Source organism: Agriterribacter sp. (assembly GCF_035444585.1).
Taxonomy (GTDB): Bacteria; Bacteroidota; Bacteroidia; order Chitinophagales; family Chitinophagaceae; genus Agriterribacter.
The window spans coordinates 1-21,015 of the sequence record NZ_DAOMOZ010000065.1 but is presented as its reverse complement, the minus strand read 5'-3'; the positions used below and the strand labels follow the sequence as shown (position 1 = coordinate 21,015).

Here is a 21,015-nt window from a genome sequence, read left to right as displayed (position 1 = left end):
TCGTAGCTGTTGTCGTCAAAAAGCAGGTCAATGCCTAATTTTCCATCGCGGCTCCAGTGAGGCAGCTCGTCTGTGCGTAAGGTGAGCTTCAGCCTGTCGGCTCCCTGGAAAGTGATCACTCCTTCCAGTCTGTGTTCTTTTGGATCATGATTGGAAAAAATAACGGCGGAAGCGCCAAAGCGGAACTGGTGAGGAATATCCCGGTGTGTGGTACGTTCAACCTCTACCGTTAAATAATCACCGCGGCCCAGCTCCGTATCACGTATGGCAATGGGATACCATGTGAGGCCGTTTGCCCGGCGTTCGGCTACTGTAGATGTTTCGATCAGTTGCCTGTATGCCATGCGATCCTGCTCCCGCTCCATTTTCAACAGTTCCAGCAGCTTTTCAAAATACTCCATTGAGCAAAGGTAAGGAGAGGCTGTCAGCGATCAGCTTTGAGCTATGGGCAAAGCGGCCCTGCTGTATAAAAGAAACTGTATGCCGTAACAGATACATTCCAAAATCCGAAGATGCGGTCGGCACCCGACACAGGAGGGTCAGATCGCATCTGAATGTAAAGCGCCAAAGAGCAAATCACAAGAACAAATAATCTGAAGGAAGCTCCAACGCACCCTGCACCCTGCAACTTGTAACCCTGATCAACCTCCGCACCCGTTAATCTGCCAGCGGCTTAACCATTATATTTTTATAATATACCGTGCTTTTGGGGTCGTGGCCCTGCAAGGCAAAAGTGCCGCCTGTAATTACACGCAAAAGATGGTTGTCTTCCCTTTTTACATCGCAGGGCTCTGTATAGTCAACCACTACCTTGTCATTTACTTTAATGATCACATGCCGGCCTTCTACCTTAATGTATTCGGTATACCATTCATTGTCTTTTGCATAAGTTTCCCTTATGTCTACAACATCATACAAACTACCTGTTCTGCGCCAGTCGGTGTGGGAGTTGTTTACCTGGACTTCGTATCCTCTCTCGGGCCAACCGCCTTCCTGGTAGCTGGTATGAAAATAGATGCCCGAATTGGAGCCGGGCAGGGTTTTTACATCTGCTTTGAACTCAAAATTTTTGAAGATATGTTTTTTTACAGGTCCGTTGTAATATATATGCGCAACAGGTCCGTTCACTTTAATGCTACCGTCTTCAATGCTGAATGTAGATGCGTTCCTACCTACTTTCCAATCGTTCAGCGTTCCGTCAAATATAGATATCCATCCGTCCTGTTGGTTTTTGGGTGGAGCTGTAAACGATAAAAAGGACAAACTGAATACAGCAAGCATTATACGATATTTCATGTGTGTGAGTGTTTTAAAATTATAGTTATGAAGCTACGGTATTTACAGCAACGGGAAGCAGAAAAAAGTTAACCGTACGTTATTGTGCGCTATGGTTTACCGGTGCCCTCCGGGGAAATCATTATCATTTAAAAGAAAGACATGCATTTAATGCAATTGATTCACCACTTTTGAAATACTGTCGAGCCGGGAACTCAGCGTTGCAATAATGCTGTCCTGCTTATTCAATTTTTTTTCCTGGCTGATGGTAAACTGCCTTAGGAGCACAGGGTCATTTTCAAGATTTTCCAGGTCTGCTGTTTCATGAATGACCAGATCAATGCCTGTAAGCCGGTAGCTGTTCCATTTTTTGCGGAGGGCAGTTTCTTCTTCTTCGGTAAGCCGGTGCCCGGTTATATATACTTCGGCTTTGGGAGAAGCTGATTTGACCTGGATGTCTTTTTTCAGTACAGACAGGTCTCCTGTAACGAGGTTTTCCTTAATGAAGCGTTCAATATTACCCGTTGTATGTTTTTCCTGCACCAGTTGCCAGGCAAAATAGGCGGCGGGTAAAAAGCTGATGAAGGCAATAGCATAAACAATGCGGGCTGTAACGGGCCTTTCGCTAAAGGGCTGCACTTTTTTATAGCGCATATATTTGGCCAACAGCATTACCGCGAGGCCAATGAACACACAATTGATGATATAAAAATAAGAGCCGCCCCATATATGGCTCCACTGAAAATTGGCTATTCCATAACCGGCGGTTGACAAAGGCGGCATGCAGGCGGTGGCCACGGCAACACCGGCCATGACCTTCATGCCCTTTACTCTCGAAAGGCCTATAAAGCCGGCCAGTCCGCCAAAGAAGGCGATCAGTACATCATATATTGTTCCCCCGGTAAATGAAGTCATTACTTCCGTGGGCTCATTAAAAGGAGTTATGCTGAAATACAATGTGGAGGCCAGTAAGCTGATAACAAACCCAACCAGCCAGTTCCGTGCGCAACGCTTTACCATCGGCCAGTCGTTGGTGGCAATGGCAAACCCCAGCCCAATTACCGGCGCCATTAGCGGAGACATGAGCATGGCGCCGATCAGGGCGTATATAGAGTTCATATTCAATCCTACGCAGGTGAGTATCATGGTAAATACCAGTAACCAAAGCGTAGCGCCTTTGAAGCTTACCTCGCTTAGTATTTCCTGTTTTGTGTCTTCTTCCGATTCCTCTTTGGCAATACGGAATATCCGGCCGATATAACGTTTTAATACAGGGATGTTAGCAGGCATACAGAAAAGTTTGATTGTAATACCGAAAATAGGAATGATTTTATGAAACCACCTTTACAATGGTTCCGGTATCTGCCTGAAGGGCAGGAGAGCGGGGGATAAAAATCAGAAAGCCCCGGTGTAGAAACATCGGGACTTTTGGTTAAGGCTCTGATTAGTAGCTATTTTAAGGTTTATTCTATGCCGGCATCTCGGTATGAACAAACTCCATTAATTCTTTTATATAGGCTGGTGAAAAATCGAATCTTAACCCTGCGGCGGCATATAGCTCCGGTAAGGGTTTTGTACCACCCAAACTTAGTGCTTTCATGTAATTATCCAAAGCATTTTCCTTATTTTCTTTGAATTGTTTCCACATTCCTATGGCCCCCAACTGTGCTATGCCATACTCAATATAATAAAAGGGTACTTCAAAAAGATGCAACTGGCGCTGCCATGCTATTTCACGATATTGATCTAACCCATTGAAATCTATTTCGGTAGAAGAAAATTCTTTCAGGATCTCCATCCACCGGGTAGTTCTTTCTTCGGTGGTGTGAAAAGGATTTTCATAGAGCCAGTGCTGGAACTTATCTATAGTGGCGATCCAGGGCATAACGGTGATCACTCTTTCCAACTGGTGCTCTTTGGCTCTTTTAAGGTCAGCGGCATCCGCAAAAAAAGTATCCCAGTAATCCATGCTGAAAAGTTCCATGCTCATGCTGGCTACTTCTGCCAGTTCGATGGGGTATTCTTTAAAGGCCGCCAATTCGAGCGGGTGAGCCAAAAAAGAGTGAATGGCATGTCCGCCTTCATGCACCATCGTGGTTACGTCATGCATTTGCCCCACGGCGTTCATGAAAATAAAGGGCGCGCCGCTTTCGGCTAACGGCATATTGTAACCGCCGGGCGCCTTTCCTTTCCTGCTGTCCAGATCAAGATGCTTCATCTCATTCATCCGGCGCAGGCAGTCTGCAAAAAAAGGCCGAAGGCGGTTAAAGCACTGAATGGATTTTTCCAGCAGCTCCCTGCCATCGGTAAAAGGCGTTAAAGGCTTTACGTCTTCCGGCTCCGCTTCCGTATCCCAGGGCTTCAATGTATCCAAACCCAGTTTTTTCTTTTTCTTTTTGTTGATGATATCCACCAGGGGCAAAGCATACCGTTTTACACCTTCGTGAAAATCAAAACAATCCTCTTTTGTGTAATCAAACCTGCCTTTCTCTACAAATGCATAGTCGCGGTAGTTTTTAAACCCGGCATTCAAAGCCACCTGGTGACGCTTATGGATCAGTTTGGTGAACAATTCGTTCAGCGTATCCTTATCCTGCAGGCGTCTTTCGTTCACTTTGCGGTAAACCGATTCGCGTAAGCTGCGGTCGTGGCTTTCCAGGAATTTGGAAGCCTGCTGCAGTGTGTATTCTTTTCCTTCTACTTCAATGGTCATTTTGCCTGCAACGGCGCCGTACTGCTGCTGCATTACACTTAATTCAGAGAAAAGGGGAATATTTTCTTCCCTGAACAAGTCTATGCTCTTTTTTACTGACCGCAGGTACGTAAAAAATTTATTCTGGTCCAGCTCTGCCGTATAGGGGCAGCTGATCAGCTTCCGGTTGATCTGGTCGGCATAGGGTTGTATATTAGGCTGTATAGCCGTATAGAAAAAATTAAAGGCTTCCGTGAGCGCTCTATTTTCTGTATCGCAGGTCATGCGTACCTGCCGCCAGCAGGCGTCTTCCGACACAACAGCTTCCAGTTCGCTGGAATCCTTTAACCACTGTTCCAGCTCTTTTTTAGAATGGATGGACCTTTCAGCCAAATCTTTAAAATACGGTTCAAGAGCTTCCCATGTGGTTACCTTGAAGTTCTCCGGCAGGAAATGTCTTGCCGGCTTTTTAATATCAGCGCTTGCCTGGATCATAGTAGTGTAAAATGTGAAAGGTGAGAGGTGAGAAGTGAAAGGTTGTACAACGAGAGTGTTTTTTCGCTTCTCACTTTAGATCATTCTTTTGTTTTTTTCTTTGGAGCGGCTTTCTTTTTCGGGGCGGCTTCTTCTTTAGGCGCTTCCGTTTTTTTGGGAGCAGCTTTTTTCTTCGCTGCCGGTTTTGCTTCCTTTTCGTCTTTTCCTGTTTCTTCCTTTTTCGCTGCAGTTTTTTTAGGAGCAGCTTTTGGGGGAGCAGCCTCTTCTACTGCTTCCGCTTCCGGCTTCGTTTCGGGCTCAGCAGTTTCTTCTTCTTCCGGCTGAGGCGCTTTGATCTCAATATTGTTCGCCGTTAAAATGCCAAGCCACTTCACCATTTTTTTCATATCACTGGTATATACCCTTTCAAAATCCATGTCGGGGTATACGGCTTCGAAATATTTTTTTACAGCGGCATTGTCTTTTTCATCGGGCAGGGGAGCAGCATCTTTTTGCATGGCAAGAAATACATCTGCCAGGTTCACGTTCTCGCGAACAGTAAATATTTCAATGCTTTCGAGGTGCGAAAAATTATGTACGCGGGAAGATACAAACCTTGTGCTTTTATCTTCCAGCGAACGTACAATAGCGCCGTCGGCTTTGGAGCTTAATAATTCAAATAAACCGCCTAAGCCGGTCACAGAAATGATCTTGCTGTATTCCATATCAATCATAACATTTTAAGGACGTGCAAGATAACGGGAAATTTGGAAATGTTAATCGGGGAACAGGGTTTTATCAATATTCGGGATGATCCGCAGGGCATTTTTGTAATATATTTTTTTGAGAACGGCATCCGGAAGTCCCATCCCGTACATACGCCAGAAGGCATGATATTTTTTGTGGTAAGGAAAATATTCATCTTCTGTTTCCAGTACCCTGAAATAAGTAGTGTATTCTTCGGGTACCCAGCTATCCTTGCCGAACATGATCCTGTTCTGGTATTTTTCAAAAAAATGTTTTGCGGCTCTCGGCTGTCTGCCCAGTTCAGCGATAATGGCGCCAAATTCAATCATCATATTGGGCATTTCGTTCAATAAACTACCCAGTTTACCCAGATCATTGGGATACCAGCCGAAGTGAGCTGCAATAAAGGTAGTTGAAGGATGCTTTTTAAACATGCGGTGCTGCTCAGCAATTAATTGTTCCCATGGCTCCGGGTCATTGGCTTCCCTTTTCCGGCGGGGATGTGTAACCAGTTCCAGCCAGCGCTCATTGTGCTCATCCACGGGATCCCAAAAGGGCTTTGGATCGGCGGTGTGAATGAGCACGGGAATTTTCAGCTCCCCGCATTTTTCCCATATTGCATCTAACCGCGGATCGTCTATGGCTACCCGTTTGCCATCTTTATCTGTTACCGAGAACCCGAGATTCTTGAATATTTTTAAACCGTTGGCGCCGTTCTTTATATCGGTTTCCAATTGATTGACTGCCTTTGCCGTCCAGCCCGTTTCCCCTATGCCTTTAAAATCAATATTGGCAAATACGATGAACCGTTTGGGCGCTTTGCTGCGGATGCTTTTTGTCATCCCTTCCAGCCTGCTGCCATTGCCGCCGCTGAGGTTTACCATTACTGCCATGTTCAGCTTATCCATATCCGACAGCAGATTTGGGATACTTTGTTCCGACAGGTTCCATTGGTGATTGTGCACATCAATAAAAGGGAATTTTGCTTTGGTAACGATATGCTCCGGAACTTTAAGTGTGGATACGGGATCGTACTTTTCAAAATCCATGGTTTTTTGCTGGGCAAACAGGGAAGCTGTATAAAAAAGCAAAACAATAAAGCTGATCTTTTTCATGCTATTGGAAGTTAATAAGGTCAATCATTGAGCGCCTGGTATGCCAGTACTTTAAACTTCTCGTGAATATCGCCATGACTGTTGGGGTACAATTGCAGGAAGAATTGCGCCACCATTTTTTCTTTGGGATCTATCCAGTAAGAAGAGCTGAACATGCCCCCCCAGCTATAAGATCCTTCAGGGCGCGGAGAAAATGCACTCCCTTTTTCGGTTACTACTTCAAAGCCCAGTCCAAATGCATTGCCATGACCCAATGCCAGGTCACCGATCTGGTTGCTGGTCATCATGCGAATGGTATTGCGTGATAATATGCGTTTGCCGTTATATACGCCGTTATTCAGCAGCATTTGCATAAAAACAGCATAATCATAAGCTGTAGACGACAATCCGCCACCGCCTGAAAAATAAGTGCCGTTCATTTTAGGGTAGTCGGAATAAAATGTTCCGTTAATATCCATGGTTGCCGGGGCTTTTTTGATGTGTTTGCCGTCATCTTCTGTATATAGCGTGGCCAAGCGGTTTTGTTTCTCTGCGGGCAGGTAAAAATAAGTATCCTTCATACCCAGGGGATCAAAGATCCTCTTTTTCAAAAACTGGTCTAAGCTCATGCCGGATATAACTTCCACTAAGTAGCCGAGCAGGTCGGTATTCAGCCCGTATGTAAATTTTTCTCCCGGCTGGTGCGCCAGGGGCAATAGCCCCAATTTTTTCATGATATCCGCCAGTTTTATCCGCTCTACACCAATGCCGGCCACAATGCCCGCTTTTGCGTAAATGGCGTTAAAAGCTTTGCTGCCTATTTGCGCATAACCGATACCGGAAGTATGCGTGAGCAACTGGCGGATGGTGATCTCCGATTTAGCGGGAACGGTAGTATAAGTAGTATCGGATGCATTAAAGCTATCCAGCACCGCGGGGTTTTTAAATTCGGGGATGTATTTGCTGATGGCGTCGTCTAACAAAAATTTACCATCCTCGTACAACATCATTACCGCCACGCTGGTAATGGCTTTGGTTTGTGAAGCAATGCGCATGATGGCGTCTTTTGGCAAAGTTTTTTTTGAAGCAATATCATCATACCCCAACCCTTTATGGTATACAATTTTCCCGTTACGGGCAATAAGCGCCGTAGCGCCATTGATCCAGCCGCTGTCTATATATTGCTGTATGAGCAGATCAATCTTTTTTAATCTTTCTTCAGAAACCTGTACTGATGCGGGCGGGGCTGGTTGCAATATTTGGGAAAATGCCGTGCTCCAAACTGAAATTAAAAAAAGCAGGAGTAGTGCATTACGGCAAAGCGATCGTATCATAAAACAGCATTAATATTTTTTGAGGATGAAAGATAAGGTTTTTGGAGAACCAAATAGCAAGAGCCAAATAACAAGAACCAAAGGAAGCCCGAAGATTAGAAAATCCGAAATCCGAAAGGAGGCATTGGTGTTGAAATCCATGTTCAAAGTCAAAAGACTGAAATCCGAAAAGGACATGAACGATAAGCGTCCCCTGCACAGGTTTCAGGTTTCAGGTTGCAGGATACAGGTTTCAGAGTATTGGCTGTCGGTAATCTAATAAGATGAATTCTCCTTTGTTTGAACTTTTTGCTCATAGCCCATAGACTGATTGCCGACAGCACCTCTTCAGATTTCGGGATTTCCGTTTTGGGGTTTTGATTGTCATGGTGATGAATGAACCATCTGTATATTATTTGGTTCTTACTGTATTTCTTCGGATTTCGAGTTCCCTGCTTCGAATTTACCCCTGACCGCGGTCTGACCCTTCTTTCATCGGGTGCCGACCGCCACATTTTCACATTTTCACATTTTTTTCAACAGCACCGTTGCATAAGCCATCAATCCTTCTTCCCTTCCGGCAAAGCCCATTTGTTCGGTAGTTGTGGCTTTAACCGAAACATCCTTAACCGTAAGCTGTACGATACGGGCGATGGTTTCACGCATTTGCAGTACATAAGGTTTTATTTTAGGCAGTTCCAGACAAAGAGTGGAGTCAATATTTACAACAGCGTATCCTTCTTTTTGGATCAAAGCAAAAGTGCGCTCCAGCAGGATCTTACTGTCAATGTCTTTAAATTCCGCTGAAGTATTGGGAAAATGGACGCCAATATCACCCAGACACAAGGCCCCGAGCATGGCATCGCAAATGGCATGCAGCAATACATCGGCATCACTGTGCCCCAGCGATCCTTTATAATGGGGGATATCAATTCCGCCTATCCATAATTTTTTCCCTTCGGCTAACTGGTGGAAATCCACTCCCAATCCTATTCTGTACGACATATTTTTTTTGCTAAAATAAAAAGAAAGGCCCGGGAGGCAGCATATATTCTTATAGGAGCCATCAGCCAACGGCAATCAGCTACTGAGGCATAGGGTATGAAGCCGTTTTGATTGCTGGTGTGTTGATTTCTGATTTGGGGATTTATTTGGTTCCCCTGACTTTACCTTCGGATTTCCCTCTTCGGATTTCGAAATTGAACTTTCGAGCTTTCTCTCTCCTCTCACGTTTCACCTCTCTCCCCTCACAACACTACTACTCTCCTCCTCCTGTTTCCATATCACCCCCGAGGTTAAACAGCAGGCTGAAACGGATCGTATTGGAAAGCGGGTTCCTGTTCACACCATTCCCTGAAGGGAGGAGATAAGAAAAATTAAGTCCGAAAATATTGTAATTGATGCCCACGCCCAGGGTAACATAGCTTCGTTTTCCCATGTTGGCGCTTTCGCCATAATAACCGGCTCTTAAAGCAAACTGGTCGTTATACACATACTCTCCGCCAACAGAATAAGCCATTGCCTTATTGCTGAAAGATTTGAACCAGCCGGTTACCACGCCGTTGCTGTTATAATCTGCATAAGCGGTTGAATCTTTGGACTGGTCGCCGGTTGATCCGGGAGGTGCCGGTACCAGCAATTTATTGATTTCCCCGCTGAGTGTTATTTTATGCACTTCATTGGTAACCCAGGTATGACCAACACCTACACCAAAATTGGCGGGTATATAATTCCGCTGACTGGCATCTGAAGTATAGGAAATTTTAGAGCCGAGGTTCGTAAAGGCAGCCCCGATATTCCATCCCTGGCCATCTTCGTTGGCCGTGGTATAATACAGTCCGATATCGCCTGCCACAGCAGTACCTGCCTTATAAGAAACACCGTTAGAAGATGCCCCGCCAGCCAGGTTGGAGTAAATGTAGCGAAGTGCAACACCCAGGGATAGCTGATCCGATAACTTACGGGAATAGCCCAGATCCAGCCCGAACTCGCGGGGGTTAAACTGGTTCAGATCGTTGCCCAGCGCGTCTGTAAACTGTATATTACCCAGGCTAAAATATCGCAGGGAAGCGGAAATGACCTGCTGTTCGTCGAATTTATAATACCCGGCCAAAGAAGCCAGGAACACATCATTGAGGCCCAGGTCCTTTAACCAGGGGGTGTAGGTAAGCCCGATACCTGCGCTGCTTTGCGTGAAAGGATACTTGGCAACATTATAAAATTGCGAATTGATATCCGGAGTGGTGGATATGCCCATATCTCCCATGCCACCGGCACGGGCATCGGGGGAAATACGCAAAAATGGAACCGCGGTAGTAACAATGTTTATGGGTTCTGCACCTTGCGCAAAACTGTTAGCCGATACACCCATAAGCAGCAGGCCGGCAACAGAAAATCTCCTCAATGAATGTTTCATCTGTATATTTTGATTGAAAATGAATAAAAAAGTAGCGTTTTATTCAATATGCGGAATCTGTTTAATGTGTTTTGAAATTGATTTGCAAAGTAAAAGAGTGTTTTCTGTTTTTAGCGGCTTTTCTTCGCCAAATTGTTAACACCCTTCCAAAACGGAACACATTTAACAATTACCATGCCTTATTGCGACTAAGCCTTTCTTACAAACGGGGTAAAAAAATAAATATTGTTTTACCTATGATTTTCACCACTTTGGCTTAATAATAGATAGTGTTTTGTAAGTTTAGCATTTAATAAACACAAAAGCCGGATCCCCGTTTTTATAAAGTAATTAAATTGCATGCTGCTAACCTTGTTCTATGCCTTTAAAAGGGGGAGACCAGCTTTATTTTAGTACAATAATTACACTATATACCCGTTATCTTTTTTTAGTTTAAATCCAGCAAAATGCAAAGAGTACTGAATTTGAAAACCTTTCTTCTTTTATCTGCTGTTGGTTTGCTTTTTACTTCCTGTAAAAACGGGCTTTTCGGTAAGAAGAAATTCGAAAAATCGGACGTAACCGGTTGGAACTACAATGATAAAAACATGGGTGGTTTCAACGTTTCCAAGGAAAAAGAGCAGAATACCGGTCCCGGACTGGTGTTTGTGCAGGGCGGTACGTTTACTATGGGCGCTACCGATGAAGATATTATGGGAGACTGGAATAATATACCCCGCCGTGTAACGGTTTCCTCATTTTATATTGATAAAACAGAAGTGGCTAACGTTCATTACCGCGAATACCTGCACTGGCTGGAATCGGTATTTGATGATCCCCAGTATGCCGAAGTGTTGGAAGCGGCAAAACCCGACACGCTGGTATGGAGAGAAGAGCTGGCATACAATGAACCACTGGTAGAATATTATTTCCGTCATCCTTCTTATAATTACTATCCTGTAGTGGGAGTAAGCTGGAAGCAGGCAAATGATTTCTGTCTTTGGCGCAGCGACAGGGTAAATGAAAGGATCCTGGTTGAGAAAGGCTATATCAATAAAAATCAATTGAAAACTACCCAGGGTCAGGGACAGGAAAATTTTAATACCCAGGCTTACCTTAAAGATCTGTATCAGCCTCAACCCGGCAAACCCAAGAAAAATCCTTTGATGGATGCCAATGGCAGGCCCCGGCTGAAAGTAACTTTCGAGGATGGTTATATGTTGCCCAATTACAGGCTCCCTACCGAAGCCGAATGGGAGTACGCAGCATACGGCTATATCAATCAAAACCCCCGGCCAAAGAAAAAGTCAAATGGTTCGGGCGAAGAGCTGATCAAAGAAAAACAGGTATACTCCTGGAGTCAGAATGTTAACGGCTTACGCGATGCCCGCCACGGAAGCTGGCAGGGTAAATTTTTGGCCAACTTCAAGCGCGGAAGCGGTGACATGATGGGCATAGCAGGCGGCTTAAATGACAATGCTTCCATACCAGGCCCTGTAGATGCTTTTTATCCCAATGGCTTTGGGTTATACAATATGTCCGGTAACGTTAACGAATGGGTAGCTGATGTATACCGCCCGCTTTCCAGCCTTGATAATGATGATTTCAACCCGTACAGGGGTAATCATTTTGAAAAATTTAAGAAAAATGAAAACAACGAATTTGAAAGGGACAGCCTTGGCAGGGTAGTTAAAGTGTATGTTACCGACGAAGAAAGTAGGAACCGCCGCAACTACCAGAGAGGTGATGTGATTGATTATCTGGATGGTGATTCTGCTTCACAGGTTACCTACGGTTATGGAAAAACGACTTTAATAAGCGATCATGCAAGGGTAATTAAGGGCGGAAGCTGGAACGACCGCGCTTACTGGTTAAGCCCCGGCACACGCCGCTTCCTCGATGAATCGCAAGGCAGCAGCACTGTTGGTTTCCGTTGTGCCATGGACAGGGTAGGCAGCCAGGAAGGCAATGGGTTTAAGCCCGGCAACAACTGGAGCAAACGCAGACAAAATTCCCGTAAACACTAATTTTTTATTTTTTTATAAATGGAATACCTTCTCTCCGGAGAGGGTATTTTTTTGAGTTGGGTGTCAGCTATGAGGTATCAGCAGTCAGCCAAGCCATTAACTAATGACAGGATGAATCCTCCTTCCTTTCACTTTTCTCTTTTGTCCTCTTCCCTCCCTTCTTGTTGCATCCCCGTTCGGGTTTCGGATTTACGATTTCGGATTTAATATTTGGATTTTATCCCTACCGGCGGACAAGCCTGCCTGCCGGTAGGCAAGTTTGGTTCTTGTCATTTGTGATCTGGTGCTTTATAGCAGTTAGGTATCAGGAGTGACTACCCCCTTTCTTTTTGTATTGCTCATAGCTCAAGGCTGATTACTGACAGCTTTTCAGCTAAAACAAAATTTTTTAGTAATTTTTTGCTAAATATGTTAGTGTTAATAAGTTTATATATATCTTTACATCCAACAGTTAATTTTGAGGATATAAAACCCCATACAATATGTCAAGCAATGAAAAATTAAAGGCGCTGAAACTTACCATGGATAAAATAGAAAAAGACTATGGTAAAGGGAGTGTGATGATGATGAATGAAAAGGGAGCACAGCAGATAGAAGTGATCTCTACAGGTTCGATCGGGTTGGATGTTGCCCTGGGTGTTGGCGGCGTGCCGAGAGGCCGGGTCATTGAAATATATGGGCCGGAATCTTCAGGTAAAACTACCATTGCCACGCACATCATTGCACAGGCGCAAAAAAAAGGCGGCGTATGCGCTATTATAGATGCCGAGCATGCTTTTGACAGCGCTTATGCGCAAAAGCTGGGTGTGGATATAGACAACCTCCTGATCTCCCAGCCGGATTATGGTGAGCAGGGGCTGGAGATCGCAGACCGGCTGATCCTCTCCGGCGCCTTAGACGTGGTAGTAGTAGATTCTGTGGCTGCGCTGGTGCCTAAAAGTGAGCTGGAAGGAGAAATGGGAGACAGTAAAATGGGAATGCAGGCAAGATTAATGTCGCAGGCTTTGCGTAAGCTGACAGCTACCATCAGCAAAACCAATACAGTATGTATCTTCATTAACCAGTTGAGGGAAAAGATCGGTGTTATGTTCGGCAATCCAGAAACCACCACTGGCGGCAATGCCTTAAAATTTTATGCATCTGTGCGGTTAGACATCAGGCGTATAGCACAAATTAAAGACGGAGATGAGGCAGTAGGTAACCGTGTAAGAGTTAAAGTGGTAAAGAATAAAGTGGCTCCTCCTTTCCGTGCGGCTGAGTTTGATATTGTTTATGGCGAAGGCATTTCCAAAGCAGGTGAAATTATTGATATGGGCGTTGAAATGAGCATCGTACAGAAAAGCGGGAGCTGGTACAGTTATAATACAGATAAGCTGGGACAGGGCAGGGATGCGGTAAAGCAATTACTGACCGATAACCCCGAACTGGCAAATGAAATTGAAGCCAAAATCAGGGAAAAGATCAGAGAAGTGCAATTGGCATAAATGCAACATTCATCTTTTTAATAATGGACGGTTATTAAGGCAGGCCGTTGAGATTAATTTTTCAACGGCTTTTTTTATTGCCTTTATGGTTTTACTTTTCCATACTAAATACATCTCATGACTACTTCCCGTATTTTAGGTGCACGTAAACGCATAGCATTAGTGGCACATGATCATAAAAAGAAAGACCTTATTGAATGGGCCGAGTTTAACAAGACCGTATTGGCGCGCCATGAACTGATCGCCACAGGAACTACAGGTAAACTGCTGGAAGAAAGCCTGGACCGGCCGGTAAAACAGGTGTTGAGCGGCCCGCTGGGTGGCGACCAGCAAATCGGGGCAATGATCGCCAAAGGAGAAATTGATGTACTGATCTTTTTTTGGGATCCGATGGAAGCACAGCCTCATGACCCTGACGTAAAAGCGTTGCTTCGGCTTGCCGTGGTTTGGAATATTCCTGCAGCAAGCAACAGAACCAGTTCCGATTTTTTAATGACTTCCCCGCTTATGCATGAATCGTATGAAGCTGTAATACCCGATTACAGCGGTTATATAAAAAGAAAGATATAAAGGAGAAGCTCATGCGGGTCACCTTACGCACCTGGCAAAAAAAAGACCGCCCTGCATTGGCCGCATTAGCCAACAATATCAGGATATGGAACAATGTGCGCGACCGGCTGCCTCATCCTTATACCATACAACATGCCGGCGCATTTATAAAGTATTGCCGGAAGCAGGATCCGCCGCATATATTGGCCATTGAGGTTAACGGACAGCTTGGAGGATGCATAGGTCTTGAATTGCAGGACGACGTTTCACGCATTAGCGCAGAATTGGGTTATTGGATAGGAGAACCTTATTGGGGAAGAGGCGTAGCAACCGAAGCAGTAAAACAAATGCTGGAATATACGTTTGACACTTTCCCGGTGCTCAGCCGTATTTATGCTAAAGTATTTGAATACAATAAAGCTTCCATGAAAGTACTGGAAAGAAATGGCTTTCAGTTAGAAAGTATCCGGAAAAGATCGGCGATCAAAAATAACGAGATCATAGATGAACATGTTTGGGTAAAATTCAGATAAACTGCAGTATCAGCTTATCTTTGCAGCATTATCTGATCCGGATATAAAAAATACATATGCAAAAAATAGAACTGACCAACAAACAATACAGACTGCTGCTTCAATTGGTATCTCTTGGCATTGATGTTATCGACAATGCTGCTTTGGGTGATGATGAAGAGGATGATGATGAAGTAAATGACGAATCTCCTTTATTGAATGATGCTGTTGACCTGGAGGGTTTTCTCATGGCGCATTTTAAGAAATTTGGAGTTAAAGACATTGTCATGCCGGATGCCGAGGAGGAGGAATTGAACTACAGTGAACAATTCTCGGAAGACCAGCAAATGATCTCTAACAGCGCTTATTTTAACAAAACAGCCGAAATAGCTTCTTTCCAGTTGGGTATGAGAGATTATAAGGAAGCGAATGGAGCAGACGCTTTGGAAAACGTTGATCCGCAGGAAGGCGTTGATAAAATAATGACCTACTCCCTGAAATATTTAAATGAAATATTTGAAAATGGGTTTGTTAATTTTCACCTGAACACAGACAGACCCGCGAAAATCATCAGCCTTTCTGCTGACTAAATATTATGCCTTTCAAACTGCATTCATCCTATACACCGGCAGGCGACCAGCCGGAAGCCATTCGTCAGCTCACTGAAGGAATTACAGAGGGAGAGCAACACCAGGTATTGCTGGGGGTCACGGGATCGGGTAAAACGTTTACGATGGCCAATGTAATACAGAATGTGCAACGTCCAACCCTTGTGCTTACACACAATAAAACCCTGGTAGCTCAATTGTATGGAGAATTTAAACAGTTCTTTCCTGAAAATGCAGTAGGGTACTTTGTTTCGTATTACGATTATTACCAGCCCGAAGCATATATGCCAGTTAGTGATACTTATATTGAAAAAGACCTTTCCATAAATGAAGAATTAGACAAGCTGCGCCTGAAGGCTACCGCCCAGTTATTGAGCGGCCGGCGGGATATTATTGTAGTGGCATCGGTAAGTTGCATATATGGTATTGGTAACCCTGCCGAGTTTGCCAACGGTATCATCCGTATTCACAAGGGACAGGTGATCAGCAGACAGGGATTTTTGCATGCATTGGTCAATTCGCTGTACAGCCGCAGCCAGGGTGATTTTAACCGCGGCAACTTCAGGGTAAAAGGCGATACCGTTGATATCAACCTGCCCTATATGGATCATGGTTACCGCATTGGTTTTTTTGGCGATGAAATAGAGACCATAGAAACGCTGGAGATCAGTAGCGGCAAACGCATCAGCGTGGTAGAAAACGCGGCTATTTTCCCGGCCAACCTTTACCTGGCGCCAAAGGATCAGTTGCAGCAGGTGTTGTATGAAATACAGGATGAAATGACCCGGCAGGCAGAGTATTTCAAAAACAGCGGTAAATATATAGAAGCGCAACGCATAACCGAAAGGGTAAATTATGACGTGGAGATGATCCGCGAACTGGGTTATTGTAACGGGGTAGAAAATTATTCCAGGTTCTTCGACCGCCGTGAACCCGGTACAAGACCTTTTTGTTTGTTAGACTATTTCCCGAAAGACTTTGTATGTGTGATTGACGAAAGTCACCAGACCATACCACAGATCAGCGGCATGTATGGCGGCGACAGGAGCCGTAAGCTGGTACTGGTGGATTACGGGTTTCGCCTGCCTTCGGCAATGGATAACCGCCCGTTGAATTTTCATGAGTTCAATGCTATGCTGAACCAAACAGTGTATGTATCTGCAACACCGGGGGATTATGAACTTGAAAAAACAGGCGGGGTGGTAGTGGAACAGGTTGTACGCCCCACAGGATTGCTTGATCCGCCTATAGCAATACGGCCGAGTGTAAACCAGATAGATGATTTGCTGGACGAAATAGATAAACGGATAAAGAAAGGCGACCGGGTACTGGTTACTACCTTAACCAAACGCATGGCCGAAGAAATGGACAAATACCTGCATCGCATTAATGTTAAATCAAAATATATACACAGCGAAGTGGATACGCTGGAACGCGTAGAGATACTGCGGCAGTTGCGTTTGGGAGAAATTGACGTGCTGGTAGGCGTTAACCTGCTGCGTGAAGGGCTGGATCTGCCGGAAGTATCGCTGGTGGCAATCCTGGACGCAGATAAAGAGGGTTTTTTACGCAATGAAAAATCGTTGACGCAAACGGCAGGCCGCGCAGCAAGGAATGTGGACGGGCTGGTTATTTTTTATGCCGATAAGATGACCGAAAGCATGCAGCGCACGATTGACGAGACCAATCGCCGCCGGGAAAAGCAGATCGCGTATAATATTGAGCATCATATTACGCCAACTACGGTAAAGAAATCGAAGGAACAGGTATTTGCGCAAACATCGGTGCTTGACATTAAAGGATATGATGTGAATAAGCCCTATGCTGTGGCGCCGGATGAAGAACTGGTAACACTGGCGGCGGAAGACCAGGAAATTTATCATACCGTTCCGCAAATGGAGAAAGCTATCTCAAATATTAAAAAAGAAATGACAAAGGCAGCTAAGGATCTGGACTTCATGGAAGCCGCGAGGTTACGGGATGAAATGTTTACAATGCAGAAGAAGCTGGAGGAGATGAAGAAAGGCGTGTGAAGAACGATTTGCCAATTATAAAGCAGGGTTCACAATGCTCCAAGTATTTTTTCTGCAAAAAATGTTGAGTAATATAACAACGTGGGTAATAATTCCCTTCTCTCTTTCCATCAATAGCAAAAAAATTATATATTCATTGTATGGTTACCATTGCACTATACAATTTAAAAGGCGGAGTGGGCAAAACCGCTTCCTGCGTGAACTTCGCTTATTTGGCTGCACAAGACGGTTATAAAACCCTGCTTTGGGATATTGACCCGCAGGGGTCCTCCAGCTTTTATTACCAGGCCAAACCCAAACACAAGGGCGGTATAAAAAAATTAATTGAAAAGGATGCCGACCTGGAAGAGGCGATCATGGTTACGGATTATGAAAACCTGGAGATCATCCCGGCCGACATTTCTGCCAAAAGCTTTGATGTGATCATGGAAGAAATGAAGTCGTCAAAGAAAAGATTAAAAACCATTCTTCAGCCGTTGCACAAAACATATGATTTTGTGTTTATGGACTGCCCGCCGGGATTTTCGGTATTGTCGGAAAATATTTTTAATGCTGCCGATATTGTGCTGATGCCCGTGATACCCACCACGCTTTCTATCCGTACTTACAATATGGTAAAGACCTATTTCAAAGAAAAAGATATTGACCTTTCCAGGATGATGTGCTTTTTTACCATGGTTGACCTGAGAAAGAATATGCACAACGAGATCATGGAAACACTGTATAAAGACAAAAGGTTTTTTGAAAACTATATCCCTTATCTTTCCGATGTGGAAAAAATGGGCATACACAAAGCGCCTGTTGAAGCATTCGCCCGGTCGGGTTATGCGGCGCAGTGTTACAGGGATCTGTGGACAGAAATAAAGGAAGGCGTGCTGGAATAATGCGGAGCATATACTTCAGAGCCGGCTATTGAATTTCGGATGGAGTAACATTTCTAACACAATACCAATCGTATGAAAAGAGCACTCAGTTCCTGGTACAGTCATGCCCTTGGAAAAGAAATGCCGGTAGCTGTATACGGGCATTATGGTTTCGCCTTATTGATGGTGCCCACAGCCGGAGCGGATTACTTAGAGTATGAACGCTTTCAATTGATTGACGCCATTGCTCCTTTTATTGACGAGGGGAAAATAAAGGTGTTTTCTATAAACAGCATCAATAATGAAAGTTGGTTAAACAATAACATGGAAGGGGCACATAAGGGAATACGGCACAACCAGTTCAATGAATATGTTTTCAATGAAGTGATCCCCTTTGTTAAAAATCACACATCGTGGGAGACACCGGTGATCATAAGCGGCGCATCCTTTGGCGCGCTGCATTCCGTGAATTTGTTTTTGAAACGTCCTGACCTCATTAACGGAACCATAGCCATGAGCGGGGTGTATGATCTTACTGAGTATACAAAAGGATATTACGATGAACAGGTATATTACAATTCCCCCATGCACTATATTCCCAACCTTACCGATGACTGGTTCCTTAGCCGGATAAGAGCCGGGAAGATCATTATAGCAACCGGCAGCGGTGCCTATGAAGACCCGCAGGCCAACAGGAGGTTTTCGGGTGTGCTGCACGATAAAGGAATACCGCATGAACTGGACATATGGGGTGGTGATATTACCCATGACTGGCCTACCTGGCGCAAAATGCTTCCGCATTTCCTGGGAACAAGGTTTTAGGTATTGAGCGGTCAAAACACATGAGGGCCCGGCTTCGGCCCCCACCCGTCAACCCGCAAAAGAAGTGAAAAAAATCACTTATAAATGGAAATTACCTTTCAGCTTTTTGCCTAATATTTCAGGAACGCATCATACAGCAACTGCAAATAAGCCTTGCCGGTGGTAAGGATGCTGTCGGATTGAAGGCCGGCAACCCCTTCCGACGGATACATCAGCCTTTTGGCGCGGTTATCAAATATCAAAGTATCTTTCGCCGACAACCATCCAAATCCGTCATCGAAGGTATAGAAAGCAAATGCCTTGCGGCCGGGATTGAGCAAATCATTTCCCCACTTAAAAGCAGTGTCTTTTACCTGCAATTGCTTAAGAAGGGTAGGCGCAATATCGGTTTGCGAACCTGTGCCGCCAATCTTTTTTCCCCGGTAATCTGCTTTCAGCACCTCACCAAAAAGCAGGAGCGGAATATGATAACGGGCGGGTTCATTAAACCTCCTGTCGCGGGGGAGATGGTGGCCATGGTCTGCCGCTAAAACAAAGAGGGTATTTTTATACCAGCCTGTTTGTTTTGCGGCTTCAAAAAAAGCACCCAGCGACCGGTCGGTAAAATAGCATGCATTTTTAAACTGTTCATTCCGGCTGCTGCCCTCAAAAACAGTTGGCATAGGCACTGTAAAAGGCTCATGGCTGCTTGAAGTAATGATGTAAGAAAAAAACGGTTCCGCAGGGTGCTGCATTTCCTTTATGTATTTATCAAACAGGCTCTTATCATCAGCACCCCATTTATTGAACAAGCCAGCATCAGAAAAATCTTTTAGGCCTACAATGCGGTCAAAACCCGCACGGTATGCAATCGTATTGAAACGCCCGAAACCCAGTTCGCCGCCATAATAGAATGCATTGTGATAATTTTCATTCTTCAGTGCCAGCGAAAGAAAAGGCAAATGCTCAATTTTTTCAGGCTGATTGACAAGGTTGGTTTGGGGCTGTGCCGGGAACCCGCTCAGCATAGCAATAATACCCTGGTCTGTACGCACGCCGCTTGCATAAATATCTGTAAATAAAATGCCCTCTTTGACAAGCTTACTTATGTTAGGCGCCACACCGGTGTCACCGCCAAGTTCTGCGATAACATCGGCGGTAAAACTTTCCAGTTGGATAAAAACAATGTTGGGTCTTTGCTGTGTTAACACCAACAGGGTTGAATCCCCGCCGCCCGTGCCGTACAAGTCGTTGACCCTTTCAGTGGCTTCACGCTCGGGCAAATACGTGTACATATTCTTTTGGCCGCTAAAGCGGTTCTTTAAAAAACTGCTGCTCAAATGCCAGGCGGTGTTTACGGCTGCATGATTGGCAACCGGGAAAGAGCTGAAGTAAGCCGTACTTTCATTGATGGGAATTTGCTGCCAGCCACCACGGATGCTTAAAAAAATGAGCCCTGCTATAGTGATCAGCTGAGCGGCGTATGAAATTCTTTCATTACCCGTTGATTTGCCTGTGGGCATATTCATCCGCGAAAGCACCAGCCTGTACAGGAATCCTGCAATAATGATTTCAGCCAGCATTATCATGAACAACAAAGACAATGGCGCAGATTTGCTGGTTTCCATGGCTTCTGCGGGGTGGGCAAGCATTGAAACAGCGCGGTAATTTAGTTTTACGCCCCAGTTTTCATAAATACCCAAATCGCCACCGGAAATAAGTACGGTAACCATAAGCAATACCCACGTGTATATTCTGACTGTCTTTCTAAAAAATGCCGCTTTTGTAAACTGCTGAACAATAAACAACAGCAACGGTATAACGGCAAAATAGCCCGCCATAGAAAGATCGAGCCGTAAGCCGTATGCAAAACTCTGCACCAGGCGGGTTGACCCGGCTTTGGAGAAACTGTCGCAATAGTACAGAACGAATACAAGGCGCTGCACAAAAAAAACAAGTACCCAGAAAAGGTAGTGCTTCAGGAAAAATAAAAACGGCGCCGCTTTCCGCCGGTTCAAAAAAGGGCTGTTCATAAATTGCTGCAAATCTTAACCTAAGTTAAATATAAGCGCTGCAAATTAAGTGTTATTATTAATCACTATTGTCCGACTAAAATAAGCTAAAATGAGACAAAAAAGGGCAGTTCGT

General features: G+C 44.7%; 17 protein-coding genes and 1 pseudogene. 8 read left to right on the top strand and 10 right to left on the bottom strand.

The features are described from left to right. From PLH26_RS09230 to porV, 9 genes and pseudogenes are all read right to left on the bottom strand, one after another. Positions 1-401: pseudogene (locus PLH26_RS09230) on the bottom strand (IGHMBP2 family helicase); the annotation flags it as partial. A gap of 256 nt (positions 402-657) precedes the next feature. After that, on the bottom strand, positions 658-1,296 hold the full coding sequence (locus tag PLH26_RS09225) for a 3-keto-disaccharide hydrolase (protein ID WP_324585726.1): 639 nt from the start codon (positions 1,294-1,296) through the stop codon (positions 658-660). 147 nt (positions 1,297-1,443) lie between these two features. Next, complete coding sequence (locus PLH26_RS09220) at positions 1,444-2,565, bottom strand: DUF389 domain-containing protein (RefSeq protein ID WP_324585725.1); 1,122 nt, start codon at positions 2,563-2,565, stop codon at positions 1,444-1,446. Between the two features lie 178 nt (positions 2,566-2,743). Next, positions 2,744-4,462 (bottom strand): M3 family oligoendopeptidase, encoded by a 1,719-nt coding sequence (locus PLH26_RS09215; protein WP_324585724.1) that lies wholly within the window; start codon positions 4,460-4,462, stop codon positions 2,744-2,746. 80 nt (positions 4,463-4,542) lie between these two features. Continuing rightward, a complete protein-coding gene (locus PLH26_RS09210; RefSeq protein WP_324585723.1) occupies positions 4,543-5,166 on the bottom strand; it encodes a DUF5606 family protein in 624 nt (207 codons plus the stop codon). Positions 5,167-5,217: 51 nt separating this feature from the next. Continuing rightward, positions 5,218-6,303: an amidohydrolase family protein gene (locus PLH26_RS09205; protein ID WP_324585722.1), complete on the bottom strand. Its 1,086-nt coding sequence runs from the start codon at positions 6,301-6,303 to the stop codon at positions 5,218-5,220. 20 nt (positions 6,304-6,323) lie between these two features. After that, entirely contained in the window at positions 6,324-7,616 is a 1,293-nt protein-coding gene (locus PLH26_RS09200; protein ID WP_324585721.1) for a serine hydrolase domain-containing protein, read from the bottom strand. A gap of 504 nt (positions 7,617-8,120) precedes the next feature. Further along, complete coding sequence (gene ispF / locus PLH26_RS09195) at positions 8,121-8,600, bottom strand: 2-C-methyl-D-erythritol 2,4-cyclodiphosphate synthase (RefSeq protein WP_324585720.1); 480 nt, start codon at positions 8,598-8,600, stop codon at positions 8,121-8,123. Positions 8,601-8,853: 253 nt separating this feature from the next. Further along, positions 8,854-10,011, bottom strand: a complete 1,158-nt coding sequence (gene porV, locus PLH26_RS09190; protein WP_324585719.1) for a type IX secretion system outer membrane channel protein PorV — start codon at positions 10,009-10,011, stop codon at positions 8,854-8,856. A gap of 446 nt (positions 10,012-10,457) precedes the next feature. Between porV and PLH26_RS09185 the strand changes: the two genes are divergently transcribed. The 8 genes from PLH26_RS09185 to PLH26_RS09150 all read left to right on the top strand — a co-directional run bounded on the left by PLH26_RS09185 (position 10,458) and on the right by PLH26_RS09150 (position 18,888). Then, positions 10,458-12,017, top strand: a complete 1,560-nt coding sequence (locus tag PLH26_RS09185; protein WP_324585718.1) for an SUMF1/EgtB/PvdO family nonheme iron enzyme — start codon at positions 10,458-10,460, stop codon at positions 12,015-12,017. Between the two features lie 482 nt (positions 12,018-12,499). Next, the gene (gene recA / locus PLH26_RS09180) at positions 12,500-13,501 is read left to right on the top strand and encodes a recombinase RecA (RefSeq protein ID WP_324585717.1); all 1,002 of its coding nucleotides are present in this window, start codon (positions 12,500-12,502) and stop codon (positions 13,499-13,501) included. A gap of 117 nt (positions 13,502-13,618) precedes the next feature. Beyond that, positions 13,619-14,071 (top strand): methylglyoxal synthase, encoded by a 453-nt coding sequence (locus PLH26_RS09175; protein WP_324585716.1) that lies wholly within the window; start codon positions 13,619-13,621, stop codon positions 14,069-14,071. A gap of 11 nt (positions 14,072-14,082) precedes the next feature. Beyond that, the gene (locus tag PLH26_RS09170) at positions 14,083-14,583 is read left to right on the top strand and encodes a GNAT family N-acetyltransferase (protein ID WP_324585715.1); all 501 of its coding nucleotides are present in this window, start codon (positions 14,083-14,085) and stop codon (positions 14,581-14,583) included. Positions 14,584-14,639: 56 nt separating this feature from the next. After that, the gene (locus PLH26_RS09165; protein ID WP_324585714.1) at positions 14,640-15,152 is read left to right on the top strand and encodes a hypothetical protein; all 513 of its coding nucleotides are present in this window, start codon (positions 14,640-14,642) and stop codon (positions 15,150-15,152) included. A gap of 5 nt (positions 15,153-15,157) precedes the next feature. Next, complete coding sequence (gene uvrB, locus PLH26_RS09160) at positions 15,158-17,203, top strand: excinuclease ABC subunit UvrB (protein ID WP_324585713.1); 2,046 nt, start codon at positions 15,158-15,160, stop codon at positions 17,201-17,203. Positions 17,204-17,343: 140 nt separating this feature from the next. Then, the gene (locus PLH26_RS09155) at positions 17,344-18,087 is read left to right on the top strand and encodes a ParA family protein (RefSeq protein WP_324585712.1); all 744 of its coding nucleotides are present in this window, start codon (positions 17,344-17,346) and stop codon (positions 18,085-18,087) included. 72 nt (positions 18,088-18,159) lie between these two features. Then, positions 18,160-18,888, top strand: coding sequence for an esterase family protein (locus PLH26_RS09150; RefSeq protein ID WP_324585711.1), 729 nt, complete (start codon positions 18,160-18,162; stop codon positions 18,886-18,888). Positions 18,889-18,998: 110 nt separating this feature from the next. Here PLH26_RS09150 and PLH26_RS09145 read toward each other — a convergent pair whose 3' ends face one another. Next, complete coding sequence (locus PLH26_RS09145) at positions 18,999-20,900, bottom strand: LTA synthase family protein (RefSeq protein ID WP_324585710.1); 1,902 nt, start codon at positions 20,898-20,900, stop codon at positions 18,999-19,001. Positions 20,901-21,015: the final 115 nt, after the last annotated feature.